14 protein-coding genes are annotated in these 16491 nt (G+C 53.0%); 7 read left to right on the top strand and 7 right to left on the bottom strand.

Features of this window, described 5'->3' with window-relative positions:
• Positions 1-92 precede the first annotated feature (92 nt).
• Entirely contained in the window at positions 93-929 is an 837-nt protein-coding gene (locus IT971_RS08970) for an alpha/beta hydrolase (protein ID WP_063092945.1), read from the bottom strand.
• Positions 930-1181: 252 nt separating this feature from the next.
• Here IT971_RS08970 and IT971_RS08975 point away from each other — a divergent pair, with 252 nt between their 5' ends.
• On the top strand, positions 1182-1862 hold the full coding sequence (locus tag IT971_RS08975; RefSeq protein WP_007089920.1) for a Crp/Fnr family transcriptional regulator: 681 nt from the start codon (positions 1182-1184) through the stop codon (positions 1860-1862).
• Positions 1863-2135: 273 nt separating this feature from the next.
• Positions 2136-2513: a DUF423 domain-containing protein gene (locus IT971_RS08980; RefSeq protein ID WP_063092946.1), complete on the top strand. Its 378-nt coding sequence runs from the start codon at positions 2136-2138 to the stop codon at positions 2511-2513.
• 107 nt (positions 2514-2620) lie between these two features.
• Here IT971_RS08980 and rpmG read toward each other — a convergent pair whose 3' ends face one another.
• From rpmG to IT971_RS08995, 3 genes are all read right to left on the bottom strand, one after another.
• On the bottom strand, positions 2621-2788 hold the full coding sequence (rpmG, locus tag IT971_RS08985) for a 50S ribosomal protein L33 (protein ID WP_007089918.1): 168 nt from the start codon (positions 2786-2788) through the stop codon (positions 2621-2623).
• 94 nt (positions 2789-2882) lie between these two features.
• Positions 2883-4499 (bottom strand): S41 family peptidase, encoded by a 1617-nt coding sequence (locus IT971_RS08990; RefSeq protein ID WP_223305083.1) that lies wholly within the window; start codon positions 4497-4499, stop codon positions 2883-2885.
• Positions 4500-4573: 74 nt separating this feature from the next.
• A complete protein-coding gene (locus IT971_RS08995) occupies positions 4574-5011 on the bottom strand; it encodes a DUF983 domain-containing protein (protein ID WP_007089916.1) in 438 nt (145 codons plus the stop codon).
• A 137-nt stretch (positions 5012-5148) separates the two neighbouring features.
• Here IT971_RS08995 and IT971_RS09000 point away from each other — a divergent pair, with 137 nt between their 5' ends.
• The gene (locus IT971_RS09000; RefSeq protein ID WP_063092947.1) at positions 5149-5931 is read left to right on the top strand and encodes an Hpt domain-containing protein; all 783 of its coding nucleotides are present in this window, start codon (positions 5149-5151) and stop codon (positions 5929-5931) included.
• A gap of 54 nt (positions 5932-5985) precedes the next feature.
• Here IT971_RS09000 and rnr read toward each other — a convergent pair whose 3' ends face one another.
• The 3 genes from rnr to dprA form a co-directional block, all read right to left on the bottom strand.
• Complete coding sequence (rnr, locus tag IT971_RS09005) at positions 5986-8415, bottom strand: ribonuclease R (RefSeq protein ID WP_074624809.1); 2430 nt, start codon at positions 8413-8415, stop codon at positions 5986-5988.
• Positions 8416-8463: 48 nt separating this feature from the next.
• A complete protein-coding gene (gene topA, locus IT971_RS09010) occupies positions 8464-11115 on the bottom strand; it encodes a type I DNA topoisomerase (protein WP_037987568.1) in 2652 nt (883 codons plus the stop codon).
• A 166-nt stretch (positions 11116-11281) separates the two neighbouring features.
• Entirely contained in the window at positions 11282-12544 is a 1263-nt protein-coding gene (dprA, locus tag IT971_RS09015; RefSeq protein WP_223305085.1) for a DNA-processing protein DprA, read from the bottom strand.
• A 277-nt stretch (positions 12545-12821) separates the two neighbouring features.
• Here dprA and IT971_RS09020 point away from each other — a divergent pair, with 277 nt between their 5' ends.
• Genes IT971_RS09020 through IT971_RS09035 form a run of 4 tightly spaced genes read left to right on the top strand, consistent with a single transcriptional unit; the run spans position 12822 to position 16432 of the window.
• Complete coding sequence (locus IT971_RS09020; RefSeq protein WP_063092949.1) at positions 12822-13328, top strand: hypothetical protein; 507 nt, start codon at positions 12822-12824, stop codon at positions 13326-13328.
• Positions 13321-13992 carry a PspA/IM30 family protein gene (locus IT971_RS09025; protein WP_063092950.1) on the top strand — a complete coding sequence of 224 codons (672 nt, stop codon included), beginning with the start codon at positions 13321-13323 and terminating at the stop codon, positions 13990-13992. Before IT971_RS09020 ends, IT971_RS09025 begins: the two co-directional genes overlap by 8 nt.
• 11 nt (positions 13993-14003) lie before the next feature.
• Complete coding sequence (locus IT971_RS09030) at positions 14004-14666, top strand: YqiJ family protein (RefSeq protein WP_063092951.1); 663 nt, start codon at positions 14004-14006, stop codon at positions 14664-14666.
• Positions 14667-14722: 56 nt separating this feature from the next.
• Positions 14723-16432: a flotillin family protein gene (locus IT971_RS09035; RefSeq protein ID WP_063092952.1), complete on the top strand. Its 1710-nt coding sequence runs from the start codon at positions 14723-14725 to the stop codon at positions 16430-16432.
• Positions 16433-16491: the final 59 nt, after the last annotated feature.

Here is a 16491-nt window from a genome sequence, read left to right on the forward strand (position 1 = left end):
TGAAAAGAAAACAGTTGGGGACGTTCAGAAAAACAAAAGGCAGAATGCGCTAACATCCTGCCTTTAAAACTGAATTCGTTTTTTGTAATCAATCAGGCTGCGGTCTTCTTTGAGGTACTGTCCTGTTTTTCGATTACGTTTTTTTCAAGCCATTTGGCAATTTGGGATGCTGCTTTTTCCCATTTTGCGTCAAGCATCATCGCGTGTGCGATATCATCAAGCAGAATGCAATCCGCACCCAAACGCTTCGCGGTATGATTGACCAGCTCGCTTTGAATGATCTCATCATTGCGTGCCCCGATGGCCAGTATCGGCGGCAGATCTGTTTGCGATAGAAACACAGGATTGGCGCCCATCATATCCATCAGGGCGCGGTGGCTTTCCGTTTCAAGGCGACCGAAATAAATCATGCCTTCGTCCTCGGCGATGTCGGGCGACAGCATGGCACGCCCAAGTCTGTCTCGCAGCAGGGTGTGCGGTCCTATTGCCTGAAGCCAGAACATCTGAAGATAAAGATCGGGCTTTGCCATCGCCATCATGGTGTTGCTGGCAAGAAGGCCTTCCGGCGGGACGGATGCCATCAGTACCGCAGCGGTGACCTTATGTTTTTCAAGATATTTCTGTATGATGTAGCCACCCATCGAATGCCCGATCAGGATCGGCTTCTGTCCCAGCGTATCGACAACGGTTTCAAGGTCTTCGACATAATCATCAATTGACGCCAGACTGCGAAGGTCGCGTCCGCCGCTGCCACCATGGCCGCGAAGTGAAAACGAGATGGTTTCAAACCCCTGATCGGCAAACCAGGTCAGGAAATGCTCGTTCCAGCACCAGGCACCGGTAAACGCACCATGGACGAAAACAATCGGGGTTTTAGATTTGGGCTTGCTGCTTGGGTTACGGCGAAAAATTTCCAATTCGGGACTCATGGCAGGCCTCCTGCATGCGAATTGTGTAGGGATCCATATAATCTAACATGAAAATCGACAATTCACATCCGCAGCATTCGTTTGGATAGAGTATGGTCATACAATTGTATTGAAAATAGCCCCGAAATTGATTGCCGGTGATTGTCAGTGCCGACTGCTTTGCATATGATCCTAAGGGGATAGTCGGTATCGGTCACATTCGCGATGAACCGGTAAAACGATGAAAACGAGAGCATGGAAAAGCTGGGGTAGATGGTAGAATTATCGGTGGTCGGTATTCTTGCGGGGCTTGATCAAGCCGCACTTGCGGATGTCGAACGGCACATCAACCGAAAAACATTTTCGGCCGGTGCGCAGATCATTGAACCGGAATCGGACAGTTCGGATGTCTATCTGATCCTGTCGGGTAAGGTCAGAATCGTGAATTATTCGCTATCGGGGCGTGAAATCACGCTGGAGGAAATCGGGGCCGGCGGCTGTGTCGGCCATCTTTCGGCCATCGATGGAGAACCCCGTTCGGCTTGTGTGCTGGCCGTTACCAATACCGATGTTGCCATTGTCAGTCCGGCCAATTTCGAAAAAGTCGTCAAGAACCACCCATCTGTCGCCTGGAATGTCATTCATGAACTCGCGCGTATCGTGCGGACGTCGACCCGGCGGATTGTTGATGTGAGTACCCTTGGCGCGAACGAACGTGTCGTGGCGGAAATTCTGCGCTGCGCACAGATCGCGATTGCAGGGGACGGATCGGCAACGTTAAACCCGGTGCCGGTTCATTCCGACATTGCCGGGCGTGTCAGCACATCGCGCGAAACTGTTGCGCGCGTTATGGGCAGTCTGGCGCGCAAGGGACTGGTGACCAAAAACGATACCGGTCTTTACGTTCCCGATGTACGACGTCTGGAAGAATTCCTGAGTGAGTCGATCCATTGATTTAATTAGGTCGGTTGCGAAATGATGAAATGTCGACAGAAAGTCGAAATTGTTTCGTCAATTGTGACGGGTGTCACAGAAACCTTTGACCGTACAGGATAGAAAAACAGGGTGACGGGCATTTAAATGGTCCGGAACATCTCCCCCAAGAGAGTTTACTGGCCGTACAATTTTTTGTACGGCCATTTTTTTTGCGTTTGATCATGGCGCGCCCAGCTACCGGTCTATAAAGTATCGCCAGTTTAAGGCTTTATAAAATCAGGAAACATCTTCATGCGGTTATCTGTTGTTTTGGTGGGGCTCAATGGGGCAATTGCCGTCGCACTTGGTGCGTTCGCAACCCACGGCATGGCAGGCGAAGAAATGAGCCACGCCCGTGATCTTGTCGAAACTGCCGCACATTATCAGCTGGTTCATGCTGTGGGGGTTGCTGCCATCGCAGCCCTTGCCCATCAGGTGCCCGATGAACGGCTTTTGCGCTGGGCGGCATATGCAATGCTGGCGGGTATTTTATTCTTCTGCGGAGCGCTTTATGTCATTGCCTTTGCCGGGATAAGCGCCTTTGGCATGGTGGCCCCAATTGGCGGGCTGTCTTTCATTACCGGCTGGCTGATGCTGGCGGGGGCAGGGTGGAAAAGATTTTCAGCCTGACGGGAGTTGGGGCGTTTCACCAGGTCCACCAGACAATAAAAAAAGACGCGACCCGAAGGTCACGTCTTTTTAAAATTCCGGTAACCTAATCAGCCGAGGCTGAAAGATTACTTCATTTTCGCTTCTTTGAACTCGACGTGCTTGCGCACGACCGGGTCGTACTTGCGAAACGAGAATTTCTCGGTGGTATTCCGCGGGTTCTTCTTAACGACGTAGAAGTAACCGGTGTCAGCGGTGCTTACCAACTTTACGAGGATCGAAGCGGGCTTCGCCATATCTCAGCTTCCTGTGTTCAGGTGTATCTCAGGCCGCGGAACATAAAGGTTATGCGCCGGGTGTCAAGCCATTTTGGCAAAAATAATGCCATTTTTATTGCGAGGCAAAGGTATCGGCAATCTCATTGATCGGCAACTGAGCCAAATCCTTGTAACCCGGGAGGTTTTTGATCAATTCAAGCGCGATATCAATGTCGTTTTCATCAATGCCCTGACGGGCCGGGCACACCTTTCTAAGGTCCTGTCGTGCCTGTTCGTTCTGATAATCAAGCTTGCGCCATTTTGTCATCACGGCGACCATGTCATCGCGATGGGCCAATGCAGATTTGATCTGTTCATCCGGACCAACTCCGTCGGCGGTTGTGCAGATCGACGGGAAAAGTCCGATACGATCAAATGTGTAACCGGATGGAGCCGTCATCTGTGACCATGTAAAGGTCAGGGTACCCTTGTTCGAAAGATCATTGATCGCCTGAACCGATCCCTTGCCAAAACTGGTCGACCCGATCAGGACGGCGCGATTGCGGTCCTGAAGGGCCGCGGCGACCAGTTCGGCCGATGATGCCGTTCTTCCATCAATCAGAACCACAAGCGGGGCACCGCGGGTCAGGTCCTCGGCATCGGCTTTGAAGATATGGCGCGCGGCCATCACGCGTGATCGGGTATTGGCAATCGGGCCACCGGCAATAAACAGATCGGCAACCTCCACACCCTGCTGCAAAAGCCCGCCACGATTACCGCGAAGGTCAAGGATCACCCCGCGCAAACCACCGGGATAAAGATCGGCCTTCAGGATTTCATCGCCAAGCGCCTGTGCCGTCGCGCTGTTAAAACTGGCGATCCGCGCAATCAGAATATTGTCGCGAATTTCGGCAAAAACGGTCCGGCCGATAACGCGTTCTCGCATGATTTCAACCGGTGTGACGACCGGGCTATCGGCCCCATTGATCTCGATTGAAACACGTGTGCCTTCCTCGCCATGCAAAAGGTCGCTGGCGTAGGTCGCGGTCCGGTTATAAAGGTTGATCCCGTTCACCGAAATCAGTTGATCGCCGATATTAAGGCCTGCCTTGGCCGCCGGGCTGTCTTCGTGCACTTTCTTGATGACCGGATATCCATCGCCACCGATCAGTCGCACGCCAACCCCGATATAACCATCGCGCCGTGTCCGCGCCGTTTCGGCCTGGCTGGGACCCTCGTAACGGCTGTATCGATCAAGATTCTTGATTGATCCACTGACAAGGGCCGATTGTACCGAAAGCGGATCGGCATGGCGCAAGTCTGGTGAATAAACCCGGTAAATGCCAACGCCCTTAAGCGTCAGCTCCGTCCACAAAAGGGTGTCCTGTTCTTCGCTATCGGCAGCAGGCAGGGCAAGATTGCGAACGGTTTTACCGTTATATCCAAGGATGATTTCGTCAGGTGTCATGCCGATGCGAATGTTCGGATCAATGGTCGAAAGCCCGTCAAGCGCATTGACAACGATCTGTTCACGGCCAATTGGATCAATATATCGGGTCGCGACCAGTTCAATGGTTTGTGACATCACATCGCGGGTCTGCGCGTCATCACTTGAAATGATCACATCCGCACGCTGGGTCACACACCCGGCCAGCAAAAGGCAAATACCAACCGTCCCGGCAACACGCCTTATCGGGCGTAAAGCCGGACGGAAAGAAACAGTATCGAAGTCCTGCGTGGCTGATGCCAAAATGTGCTCAATCCGAAAGGAGATGGATCAATGTGAAAGTCATTCTACTGCGAATGATGTGCAGTCGACAATGACTATCCCTTGATCTTCATCGCCCACTGGGTTCCAAGCACCGCCCCCTTGATAAAGGGCAGGAAGCCGAGGCAAAGCAAAACAGTGATCGGTAGCCAGACCGACAGTTGCAGCGCCATGGATGGCTGCATGGATTGCTCCATCGTAAGCGCCCCGCCAACAACGATATGGCCGACAATGAAAATCGTGAAATAGGGCGGTGCATCATCACAGCGATATTCGCCGATCGGATGCGCACAGCAATCACATTCCTGACGCAGCTTCAGATACCCGCCAAACGCAAGTCCATGCCCGCAATTGGGGCATTTCCGGCGGAAACCACGGCTAAGACCGGTTAGCAGGCGCGACCCGCTGCTTTGTTCGCTATATTCTGGCTGCATGGTGGCATTCGTTCCTGTTTTTTGATCCAGCCCCTTGATCGGGCCGAAAAAAAGGGGCATTGAAACGGATATCTATCATCATGAAGTTGAAGTGATCGGGCAAGTGCTTTTCTGGCATGGCTGAAAACCCTGCGAAACGCCGTTATAATGCCGACTCTTTGATACTGATGTCTTCAACCCGGTACAGGAGCGCCCAGATGGGGAATGCAGACGATATCGTCGCCCGACTGAAACAGGATTTCATTGAAGACACTCTGGAACGCGCAGACCGCATTGAAACCACCATTGATCGTGTTGCCGGCGGTATGGACAAGGCTGATGTTGGCATCGCCGAACTGCGGCGCGAAGCCCACACAGTCAAAGGCCTGGCCGGATCGTTCGGTTTCCCGCTTGTCGGCGCGATTGCGCACCGCATGGAAGATTACATCGCCGAACTGACTGAAATTGATGATCTCGAAGCCGCATCGCTTGTCGATTTCACGACATGGATCCGCGAAATCATCGAAAGCGGGACCAATCCCCCGGCGGAGGAAGAAACCCGCATTCTGCGCTCATTGCCGACCCGAAGTGCAAAAAAGGGGGATGAGGATAGCGTCTCGAACACGCCAACAGCGCATGACAAGGAAGTTCTGATTGTCACTGCAACCACGGTTCAGGCGCACTTTCTGCAACGCGAATTGCGCGAAAAGGGGTTCCGGACCATCACCGCACGTAACGCAGTCGAAGCATTCGAGACCGTCGTGCAATCGCGCCCGGATGCAATCATCACTGCGGCGGTCCTTGATGGTCTAAGCGGGATCGAACTGATCCGCGCCCTTGCCGCAATGAAAACCATGAAGGACAAGGCGCTTGGCCTTCTGACCAGCTTCGAGGCATCCCACCCCGATCTGGAAGGTCTGCCATCAAATGTCGTGATCATTTCAAACCGGGGCAAGCAGACAGCCGAGCATCTGGCAAAGTTCATTGAAACGCTTGACTGATTGCAACATCCGATATCAACGAAAAAGGGCGACCATCGCGGCCGCCCTTTTTCTTTAACTATCGCGTTTGGTCGTGTTGCGTGCGACCCGGCTTGATGCCACCAGCTTGCGCTGTTTTTTGGGTGTGGTTTTCTTCTTGCCTGCAGCCTTGGCACCAGGCTTGCTGCCCGGGTTTCCCCCACGGGGGCCACCACCAGATGCACCGCTTTTATCCTTTGGATTGGCGCGGAAACCCGGTTTGGTGCCGTGACGGTGGCTGCGATCACCGGGGCTGCCACGGCGCTTGCCGCGTCCACGCGGCCGTTCGATCAGGTCACGGTCGGTGATATCGGCATGTCCCGCCAGACGCAGCGCAAGCGATCCGGTTGCTGCATCCGCCTCGGCAATGCGGACAACAACATCATCTCCCAGACGGAATGTCTTGCCGCGATTTTGCCCGACCAATGCATGTCCGATGGCATCATGCACATAATAATCATCGGGCAGGGTGGAAATCGGGACGAGACCATCGGCACCGGTTTCCTGAAGCGATACGAACAGGCCAAAATGCGTGACCCCCGAAACACGTCCGGGGAATTCCGCGCCGACCTTGTCGGCCATATAGGCCGCGACATACCGGTCAACCGCATCACGTTCGGCCATGGCCGCCCGTCGTTCGGTGCCGGAAATGTCTTCGCCGATCTGCTCGAACCGTTCGCCATCTTCGGGCGGTAATCCGCCTTCGCCGAGTTTCAGGCCCGCAATCAGTGCGCGATGCACCAGAAGATCGGCATAACGTCGGATCGGGGATGTGAAATGGGCATATTTCTTAAGGGCCAGACCAAAGTGCCCGATATTGTCCGGGCTATACATGGCCTGTGACTGACTACGCAGTACGACCGTGTTGATCAGCTCGGCTTCCGGGGTGTCTTTGGCCTGTTCAAGGATGCGGTTGAAATCGCGCGGGCGCAGGACCGCCCCCTTGTTCAGCTTGTATCCAGCCCCTTCAAGGAATTCATGAAGGGCCTCAAGCTTTTCCTCGCTTGGCGCATCGTGAATACGATACATGCAGGGTTGCTTGATCCGTTCAAGTTCCTCGGCCGCACAGACATTGGCCGCGACCATGAATTCCTCGATCAGCTTGTGGCTGTCAAAGCGTGCCCGTGGGGCAATGGCAATGATCTTGCCCTTGTCATTCAGCTCGATCTTGCGTTCCGGAAGATCAAGTTCCAGAACACCACGTCCTTTGCGCGCCTCTAGAAACGCTTCATACGCGCCGTAAAGCGGCTTGATAATGGTTTCAAGCAATGGCCCCGTTGTGTCGTCGGGATAACCATCCATTGCGCGCTGAACCTGATCATAAGTCAGGCGTGCTGCTGATCGCATCATTCCGCGACAGAATTTGTGTCGCAGTTTGGTGCCGTGCCGGTTCAACCACATCTCGACGGCCATACAGCCGCGATCTTCATGCGGTACCAGCGAACACCAGCCGTTTGACAATTCAAACGGCAACATCGGCACCACGCGGTCCGGGAAATAACAACTGTTGCCGCGCTTTACCGCTTCACGGTCGAGCGCATCATGAGGACGCACATACCAGGACACGTCGGCAATCGCGACCATGATGTGCCAGCCGCCCTCGTTTTCCGGATCAGGATCGGGTTCGGCCCAGACGGCATCGTCAAAGTCGCGCGCATCCGCACCGTCAATCGTCACCAGCGGAATATCGCGCAGATCGGTGCGCTTGCCCATTGGTGTTGCCTTGGACTCACGCGCCTGCAATTCGACCTCGGGCGGGAATTCAAACGGAATACCGCGCGCATGGATCGATACCAGACTGATCGATTTCGGTTCGTTGATATTGCCCAGAACCTCTGTAATCCGGCCTTTGCGCAGGCCAAAATGCTTGCCTGGGAGAATTTCGGTCAGAACCAGCGAACCACCTTCAAGATCGGGATGGTCATCCAGCGGCACGGCGATCTCGCCGCTATCCTTGCGGTCTGTCGGCACAACCCGGCCTTCGCGTTCATTGGGGCGGAAAATGCCCAGAACGCGTTGCGGGCCGCTGCCCAGAACCCGCATGATGCTGGCTTCATAGGTCTGCTTGCCGGTATAGCGCAGTTTGGCAAGGATTTTATCGCCAATTCCCGGTGCGCTTGGTCCGCCACGCCGGATCGTTTTCACGTAAATGACCGGTGGTTCGTAATCTTCTTTCCAGACATTGGGACGGGCAATTACCTCGCCATCATCATCAATGCCGATGATTTCCAGTACTTCAACCGGCGGCAGGCGGTCGGGTTTGTCAAACCGTCTGCGGCCCTTGACCACGTCACCACCGATTTTCAGATCCCTCAGGATCTTTTTAAGCTCGATCTTCGCTGCACCCTTGATGTTGAAGGCGCGCGCAATTTCGCGCTTGCCCACCGGGGTGGGGCTCATATCGATGAATTCCATGATCTGTTCCCGTGTGGGGAACGGGGTTTTATTTTCTGTGTCGTTCGCCAACTTCGCGGCGTCCTTTCAAATATATCGTCAAGAAAAGGAAGGCGGCGATTAGTTCGCCGCCTCTTTCCTGATTGTTTTTTTCGCTGCGGTTTTCTTTGCAGCGGTCTTTTTGGCGGCTGGCTTCTTGGCTGCCGCTTTTTTCGTCGTTGTTTTCTTTGCTGCGGTTTTGGTTGCCTTGGCCGGTTTTCCCGATTTGGCTTCCTTTTCCTTCAGTGCCGCAATGGCCATTTCCAGCGTGACATCTTCCTTGTTGGTGTCACGCGGCAGATTGGCATTGGTTTTCTTGTGTTTGACAAACGGACCCCAGCGGCCATCGGCTAGGAATATTGGTTCGCCGTCATCGGGATGTTTGCCGATTTCCTTGCCTGCTTTTTCGCGCTTATCCGCAATCAGGGCAATGGCACGGTTTTCTCCAACCGTCAGAACGTCATCCTCGGCCTTAAGCGATGCAAAAATGCTGCCCGCCTGAACATAGGGGCCAAAACGGCCGACATTGGCTTTAATTTCCTCGCCCGTATCGGGGAATACGCCCACCAGACGCGGCAATGTCAGCAATTCTTCCGCCTTGGTCAGATCGACAACCGATGGCTCCAGACCTTTCGGAAGCGACGTCCGCTTCGGCTTGACCTTTTTGGGTTTGCCGTTCTTGCCTTCAACTTCTTCTTCTTCACCCAGTTGCACATAAACGCCATACGGCCCTTTGCGCAGCGTGATTTCCTTGCCGGTTTCTTTGTCGATGCCAAGCACCTTGGGCCCGGAATCAAGTTCGGAATCACCGCCATTTTCATTGGCAACCAGCGGACGGGTAAAGTTGCATTCCGGATAATTCGAACAGCCAAGGAATGCGCCGAATTTACCAAGCTTGAGGCTCAGCGTCCCTTCGGAACATTTCGGGCATTTATGCGGGTCCGTACCATCTTCGCGCGTCGGGAACAGATAGTTTTCCAGCATCACCTGAAGCGCATCAAGCACATCGGTGATTTTCAGTTCCTTGGCTTCGTCAACATTGCCCTTGAAGGCCGACCAGAACTGGTTCAGCACATCACGCCAGGCAAGGCTTCCGTTTGAAACGTCATCAAGCTGGTTTTCCAGATCGGCCGTAAAGTTGTACTGCACGTAACGTTCGAAGAATTTCGACAGGAACGCCGTGACCAGACGACCGCGGTCCTGTGCGATAAAGCGGCGCTTGTCCAGCGTCACATAATCGCGATCCTGCAACACCGAAATGATCGATGCGTAGGTCGACGGACGGCCAATTCCCAGTTCTTCCATTTTCTTGACCAGGCTCGCCTCGGTATAACGGGGCGGGGGCTGTGTGAAATGCTGGTCGATACTGACTTTGCCAAGATCGGGCTTCTGGCCTTCGTTCAAAGGTGGCAGACGACGATCATTTTCGTCTTCTGCCTCGTCATCCTTGCCTTCCTGATACAGTTTCAGGAAACCGTCGAATTTCACGACCGAACCATTGGCGCGCAGAACCACGTGATTGTCATTCGATGACAGATCAACCGCGACCTGATCGAATTTGGCATCTTCCATCTGGCAGGCGACGGTGCGTTTCCAGATCAGGGTATAAAGCGCAAGCTGATCCTTATCCAGGTGACGCGCAACCTGATCAGGGCGACGGAACAGGTCCGTCGGGCGTATGGCTTCGTGGGCTTCCTGCGCGTTCTTGGCCTTGTTGGCAAAGCTGCGCGCACTTGGTGGCAGGTAATTTTCACCGTAATCCTTGGAAATCAGGCGGCGTGCTGCTGCCAGTGCCTCGCCCGACAGCACGACCGCATCGGTACGCATATAGGTGATCAGGCCAACTGTCTCGCCACCGATATCAACCCCTTCATAAAGGCGCTGTGCCAACTGCATGGTGCGTTTCGCGCCAAAGCCCAGCTTGCGTGACGCTTCCTGTTGCAGGGTCGAGGTGGTGAAAGGCGGCTGCGGACGACGTTTGACGTCTTTGCGCTCGACCTTTGAAACCGTATAGCTGCGGCTTTCGACCTTTTCCTTGGCAATCGTCGCTGCACCCTCATTGCCCAGTGCCAGCTTATCAAGCTTCTCACCGTTCAGATGAGTCAGACGCGCGGTGAAGTTGCCCTCAGGCACCTTGAAACCGGCTTCGAGTGACCAGTATTCGTCGGGGCGGAATGCTTCGATCTCAATCTCGCGCTCGCAAATCAGGCGAAGGGCGACCGACTGAACACGACCGGCCGACCGTGATCCGGGCAATTTGCGCCACAGAACCGGCGACAGGTTAAAGCCCACCAGATAATCAAGGGCACGGCGCGCCAGATAGGCATCGACCAGTTCCTGATTAAGCTCGCGCGGATTGGCAATCGCGTCGGTAACCGCTTTTTTCGTGATCTCGTGGAACACAACGCGATGAATATCGCGACCGCGCAAAAGCTTTTTCTGTTCCAGAACTTCCAGAATATGCCATGAAATCGCTTCCCCTTCGCGATCCGGGTCAGTCGCGAGATAGATGGTATCGGCATCGCGTGCAGCCGATGCGATCTCGCGGATCTGTTTTTCGGAACGGCCATCGGTTTCCCAGACCATCGCAAATTCGTTGTCGGGATCAACTGATCCATCTTTTGACGGAAGATCGCGGATGTGACCAAACGAGGCCAGCACCTTGTAATCGTCACCTAGATATTTATTGATCGTCTTGGCTTTGGCCGGGGATTCGACGATGACAAGATTCATTACGTTTTTCGTGTCCGGTTCTTGCGCCCTGGGGCGAAAATGTATGTCGTGCTGCGAATGATCCGAATGTCCGACACATATATATAGTGTGATCGTATTTCAGATCAGATTGCGCAAATTGCGGCAAATCACAACAATATTGTCGCAGCACAGATGTCTGCGACACTCATTCGGCGATACGCGATACCCTATTTCCGGGGTGACGTTCAACCCTTCCTGCAAGCTCAAGCTCAATCAGCATGGTCGAAATCACATCGGCAGGCATGCCAGAAGCCCGGATAAGCTGGTCAATCAGAAGCGGACTGGACGACAATAATTCAAGTATATGGTCCGTTTCACGGTCTCCGTTTCGGGTCGGGGCAGGGACCCCTGTTTCTTCTTGGTTATCAATGCTTTCCGGGGTGTCGACGATGATCACGCTTTGGGCATCGCGTTCGATGGATTTGGTGATGTCGCTGAAATCATCTGATGAACTGGTTGTGGTTGTCGCACGGCCGTCGATGGCAAAATGATGAATTCCTTCACGCAGATGGTTGTTTTGTTCGGAAACACGCAAGGCATCCAAAATCACATCAACGGAGTCGCACAGGATCGCCCCGTCACGGATCAGGCTGTTGGGGCCTGCCGCACGCGGATCGGTCGGACTGCCTGGAACGGCAAAAACATCACGTCCCTGTTCTCCTGCAAATCGGGCGGTAATCAGCGATCCGGAATTGCGTCCGGCCTCGACCACGACAACGCCATGCGACAGGCCGGAAATGATCCGGTTGCGCCTTGGAAAATGCCGTGCCTGCGGATTAAGTCCCGGTGGCATTTCCGAAATCACGCAGCCATTTTCGCAAAGCTTGCGATACAGATCGGCATGTTCACGCGGATAGATCACATCCACACCCCCGCCCAGAACCGCGACGGTGCCGCCATCCGTATTTGCGACTTGCAGGCAGGCATCATGAACCGCGCCATCAATCCCGCGTGCCATGCCCGATGCGACAACATATCCCGCGTCGCACAGGGCGGCGGATAACCGCCGTGCAAAACCGCACCCATTGGCCGATGCATTGCGAGCACCGACGATCCCGATGGTTGGCCTGGTCAAAAGTTCAACACGACCCAGCGCATAAAAATAGGGTGGGGCATCCTCGATCGCGGCCAGCATAATCGGATATTCCGGATCACCGACAATCACCGGCTTGGCATCGAAGGCGCGCGCTTGTTCAATTTCGGCAATCGTGTCTTCGCGCGTTGCCAGAACAATCTGTCGTTTGCCACCTGTGCGCGCGATGATATCGGGCAGGACATCAATGGCATTGCGTGCCGATCCGAACCGCTCGACCAGCTTGCGGAATGTGACCGGGCCAACATTGGTACTGCGCGCCAGTCGCATACGTGCGAGGCGTTCAGATTGCGGTAATCGTATCGGTTGTTGCATGTCTGAAACCATAACGCCCGGATTGTGATCATCCGGGCGTTGTTTCGTCAAGAGGATCAGTTGTGGTGTGATGGCAATCACACCGCCAGCCAGCAGCTTCGCATATTATTGTCAACATTCTCTCGCCTTAAAGTCGTGATACATGACGTTTGTAGTGATTTGTTTACAAATGAATTCAAATGTATTGACTTGGCGTTTTAGATGTATAACCTAGAGTGAAATTGCATTTTAGGTGGGTTGTTCGAGATGGGTGATCCAAAAGATAGGGAGGACGATATTGTCTAATAAGTCAGTACCGTTCAGTGTCCGTTTGGCTGCTGAGGATGCCGAGTTTATCGCCTCCCTCAGTATTCCCGGGGCTGTCACACCAAGTGACAAAATCCGGCAAATCATTTCTGAAGCGCGATTGCGGAAGGAAACGGGTCAGAATTTCAATGAAGTTCTGAAATCAGTTCAGGAAGATATTCGGCCTTCAGTGGAATATCTCCGCGATCTTGAACGCGAGGGTGATATTGAATCCGAGTTACTGCATTTCTTTGCGGACTGGCTCGGAGAAACCCAGGCAGAGTTCATTGCTGGGCCTGAAAGTGAAAATGATCTTGTGAAATATGAGGCCAGGATGATGCAGAGGGCGGTCAAGTTGATGGAATACGTTCTGCGGCTGGCCATTACTGAAGATGCTCCGTGCTTCAACCCGAATCTCATGGCTAATGCAACCCGACGTATCATTGAACTGTCGCGCCTGATCGAAGCGCGAAACCAAAAGGAGAACGCCAGTGTCTGAAGGATTGTCAAGCCGAGTAGGGCGCATCATCAGTGGTGGTCTGAATGCCATTCTTGATGCTGTCGAAGATGCTGCACCTGATGCGATCATGGAGCAGTCCATTCGCGAAATCGACGATGCGATTGATGAAGTTCGTAATGAGCTGGGCAGGGTTCTTGCGGCTAAACATTTGTCAAGCAAGACGTTGTCGGACAAGAATTCCGAACATGAAGACCTGTCTAACAAAATCGAAATTGCCCTTGCCGAAGGTCGGGAAGACCTTGCCGAAACAGCAGTTTCTCATCAGCTCGATATTGAGGCGCAAATTCCGGTTCTCGAACAAAGTATTGCCGATGCTGCCGAGAAAGAACGGGAATTGGAAGGCTATGTTGCCGCTCTTCAGGCCAGAAAGCGCGAAATGAAAGAAGAGCTGGCTAGGTTCCGCGAGGTACGTGATGCAGCCCGGATTGATACCTCTGAAAATGGGGCTGAGGCGTCTTTAGGCCACGGAGTTTCCAAGGCAGCCCGTGCATTTGAACGGGTCATGGAACGCCAAACCGGTGTGACTTCTGGCGCTATGACCGCTCCGAAGACAGCGGCACAGCTTCAGGAACTCGAAGCGCTTGCTCGCCAAAACCGGGTCAGTGAGCGCTTGGCTGCGATTAAAACCCGCATGAACAAATAGATGGCTTAGTGATGTTCCTATCCTATGTGAATGAAACTCCAAACTTTCCTTTTTCAGTAGCATTGGTGATCGTCGCCATACTGGCTGCGATTGAAGGTGTCGGCCTTTTGATCGGGGCAGGACTATTCGGCTTTCTTGATGGCTTGCTTCCGAACATTGACCTTGATGTTGATGCGCCAGACATGACGACGTCATCGATCAGCGGCCAGTTTATGACTTGGCTCAGGATCGGTCGGGTTCCTGCAATCTTTTCACTGATTGTCTTTCTCGTGGCTTTCGGTTTGACCGGTTTGCTCATTCAGGGATTGAGCAACACGATTCTTGGGGCTCCTTTGCCTGCTTTGATTGCCATCATTCCGGCTTTCGTGGTTTCTATGCCGATCCTTCGTGTTGGAAATTATGTTTTGTCGGTTGTCGTACCGAAGGATGAGACAACTGCGGTTTCAAAAAACAGCCTGATTGGAAAGCTCTGTACGATCACCGGCGGAGAGGCTAAAGCACGCTATCCCGCGCAGGGCAAGGTGAAAGATCAGCACGGTCAAACACATTACATTCTTATCGAACCGGACATGGAATCTGATGTGTATTCGCAAGGTGAAACAGTGCTTCTGGTCCGTCGAAATAATTCCATCTACTTTGCTATTCGCGCTAATTCGAATGGTTTGATGGATTGAACGTGTTTTATTCAAAAAATACTGGTGGAGTATTTTAGATGTATGGAAGAACAGGTATGTTTGACGGTCTGATAGGTGTTGGAACGACCGCAATAATTATTGTTGTTGCCCTGCTGGCAATTGGCATGATTTTGATGCGATTGTATGTTCGGGCGTCTAAGGAAATCTCTTTTGTTCGAACGGGTTTTGGCGGACAGAAGGTCATTATGAATGGCGGGGCACTGGTTTTCCCTATTCTTCATGAAACTATTCCGGTCAATATGAATACCCTCCGGCTCGAGGTGCGGCGCGATAATGATCAGGCATTGATCACGCGTGACAGAATGCGCGTCGATGTCGTGGCAGAATTTTACGTTCGGGCGCAACCAACCGAAGAATCCATTGCTGCTGCGGCCCAAACGCTTGGACAGCGCACCATGCAGCCGTCGCAGCTCAAAGAACTTGTTGAAGGCAAATTCGTCGATGCCTTGCGTTCTGTTGCTGCTGAAATGACGATGGAAGAACTCCACGAGAAAAGAACGGATTTTGTCCAGAAGGTTCAGCAGGCGGTTACAGAAGACCTTTTGAAGAACGGTTTGGAACTGGAATCCGTGTCTCTTACAGGTCTTGACCAGACGGGAATGGAATTCTTCAATCCAAACAATGCTTTTGATGCTGAAGGTCTTACGCGCCTGACCGAAGAGATTGAGCGCCGTAAAAAGATACGGAACGATATCGAGCAGGAAACGCAAGTCCAGATCAAAACCAAGAATCTGGAAAGCGAAAAGATACACCTTGCGTTGATGCGCGATGAAGAATACGCCAAACTTGAACAACAGCGTGAAGTTGAAGTTCGCAAGTCAACGCAGATGGCCGAAATTGCACGACATCGAGCAGAGCAGGAACAGGCTGCTAAACAGGCCGAAATTACGTCTGTTCAGAATGTCGAAAAGTCAAAAATTACGGCTGATAAGGGCGTCGCAGAAGAGCGGATCGAAATGGAGCGCTTGATCCGCGAAAGGGAAATCGAAAAGCAAAAGGCTATCGAACTTGCCGAACAGGTTCGTGCCATTGCCATTGCCGAGAAATCGAAAGAACAGTCGGAGGCGCAGTCAAATGCAGATATTGCGCGTGCCAAAGCTGTTCAAGCCGAAGAGAAAGTCACAACGGCGCGTGAAAACGAGATTGCCGAACGTCTCAAGGCAATTGAGCTGATCGAAGCTGCCAAGGAAGCCGAGCGTCAGGCAATTGGCATTAAGGTTGCCGCCGAGGCCGAAAAACTCGCGGCAGCAGATCGTGCAGAAGCGCTTCGCGAAGAGGCAGAGGGTGAAGCCGCAGCCGAGAAACTGCGAGCTGAGGCCGCTGAAATTCGCTATCGCGTTGATGCAGAGGGCGCGAGAGCAATCAACGAAGCACAGAATGTCCTGTCCGCAGAACAGATTGCGATGCAGATCAAGATCAAGCTTATCGAAAACCTTGATCAGATCATTCGCGAAAGTGTCAAGCCGATGGAAAATATCGAAGGCATCAAAATCATTCAGATCGATGGTTTGAACGGTACGTCTTCCGGGGGCGACAATGGAAAAAACTCGGGTGGCGGAAGTCTTGCCGACAACGTGGTGAACAGCGCGCTAAGATATCGGGCGCAGGCCCCGTTGCTTGACTCATTGCTAAAAGAGGTGGGGATCACAGGTGGCGACATTAACAGCATTGCATCCATCATTCCCGATTTGGACCCGACTGAAACACTATCGAAAGAGAAACCCGATACCAATACAACCAAGTAGAATCCGATATCAAAATAATCGGATAAGGATATGAACAAAGAAAACCCGTCCTGATAATT

Source organism: Thalassospira sp. B30-1 (genome assembly GCF_015767575.1).
GTDB lineage: Bacteria > Pseudomonadota > Alphaproteobacteria > Rhodospirillales > Thalassospiraceae > Thalassospira > Thalassospira xiamenensis.

Bases quoted from the DNA above. Each gene is read 5' to 3' on its own strand.
- IT971_RS08970 (WP_063092945.1), bottom strand. From the start codon at position 929: ATGAGTCCCGAATTGGAAATTTTTCGCCGTAACCCAAGCAGCAAGCCC.
- IT971_RS08975 (WP_007089920.1), top strand. From the start codon at position 1,182: ATGGTAGAATTATCGGTGGTCGGTATTCTTGCGGGGCTTGATCAAGCC.
- IT971_RS08980 (WP_063092946.1), top strand. From the start codon at position 2,136: ATGCGGTTATCTGTTGTTTTGGTGGGGCTCAATGGGGCAATTGCCGTC.
- rpmG (WP_007089918.1), bottom strand. From the start codon at position 2,788: ATGGCGAAGCCCGCTTCGATCCTCGTAAAGTTGGTAAGCACCGCTGAC.
- IT971_RS08995 (WP_007089916.1), bottom strand. From the start codon at position 5,011: ATGCCCCTTTTTTTCGGCCCGATCAAGGGGCTGGATCAAAAAACAGGA.
- IT971_RS09000 (WP_063092947.1), top strand. From the start codon at position 5,149: ATGGGGAATGCAGACGATATCGTCGCCCGACTGAAACAGGATTTCATT.
- topA (WP_037987568.1), bottom strand. From the start codon at position 11,115: ATGAATCTTGTCATCGTCGAATCCCCGGCCAAAGCCAAGACGATCAAT.
- dprA (WP_223305085.1), bottom strand. From the start codon at position 12,544: ATGCAACAACCGATACGATTACCGCAATCTGAACGCCTCGCACGTATG.
- IT971_RS09030 (WP_063092951.1), top strand. From the start codon at position 14,004: ATGTTCCTATCCTATGTGAATGAAACTCCAAACTTTCCTTTTTCAGTA.
- IT971_RS09035 (WP_063092952.1), top strand. From the start codon at position 14,723: ATGTTTGACGGTCTGATAGGTGTTGGAACGACCGCAATAATTATTGTT.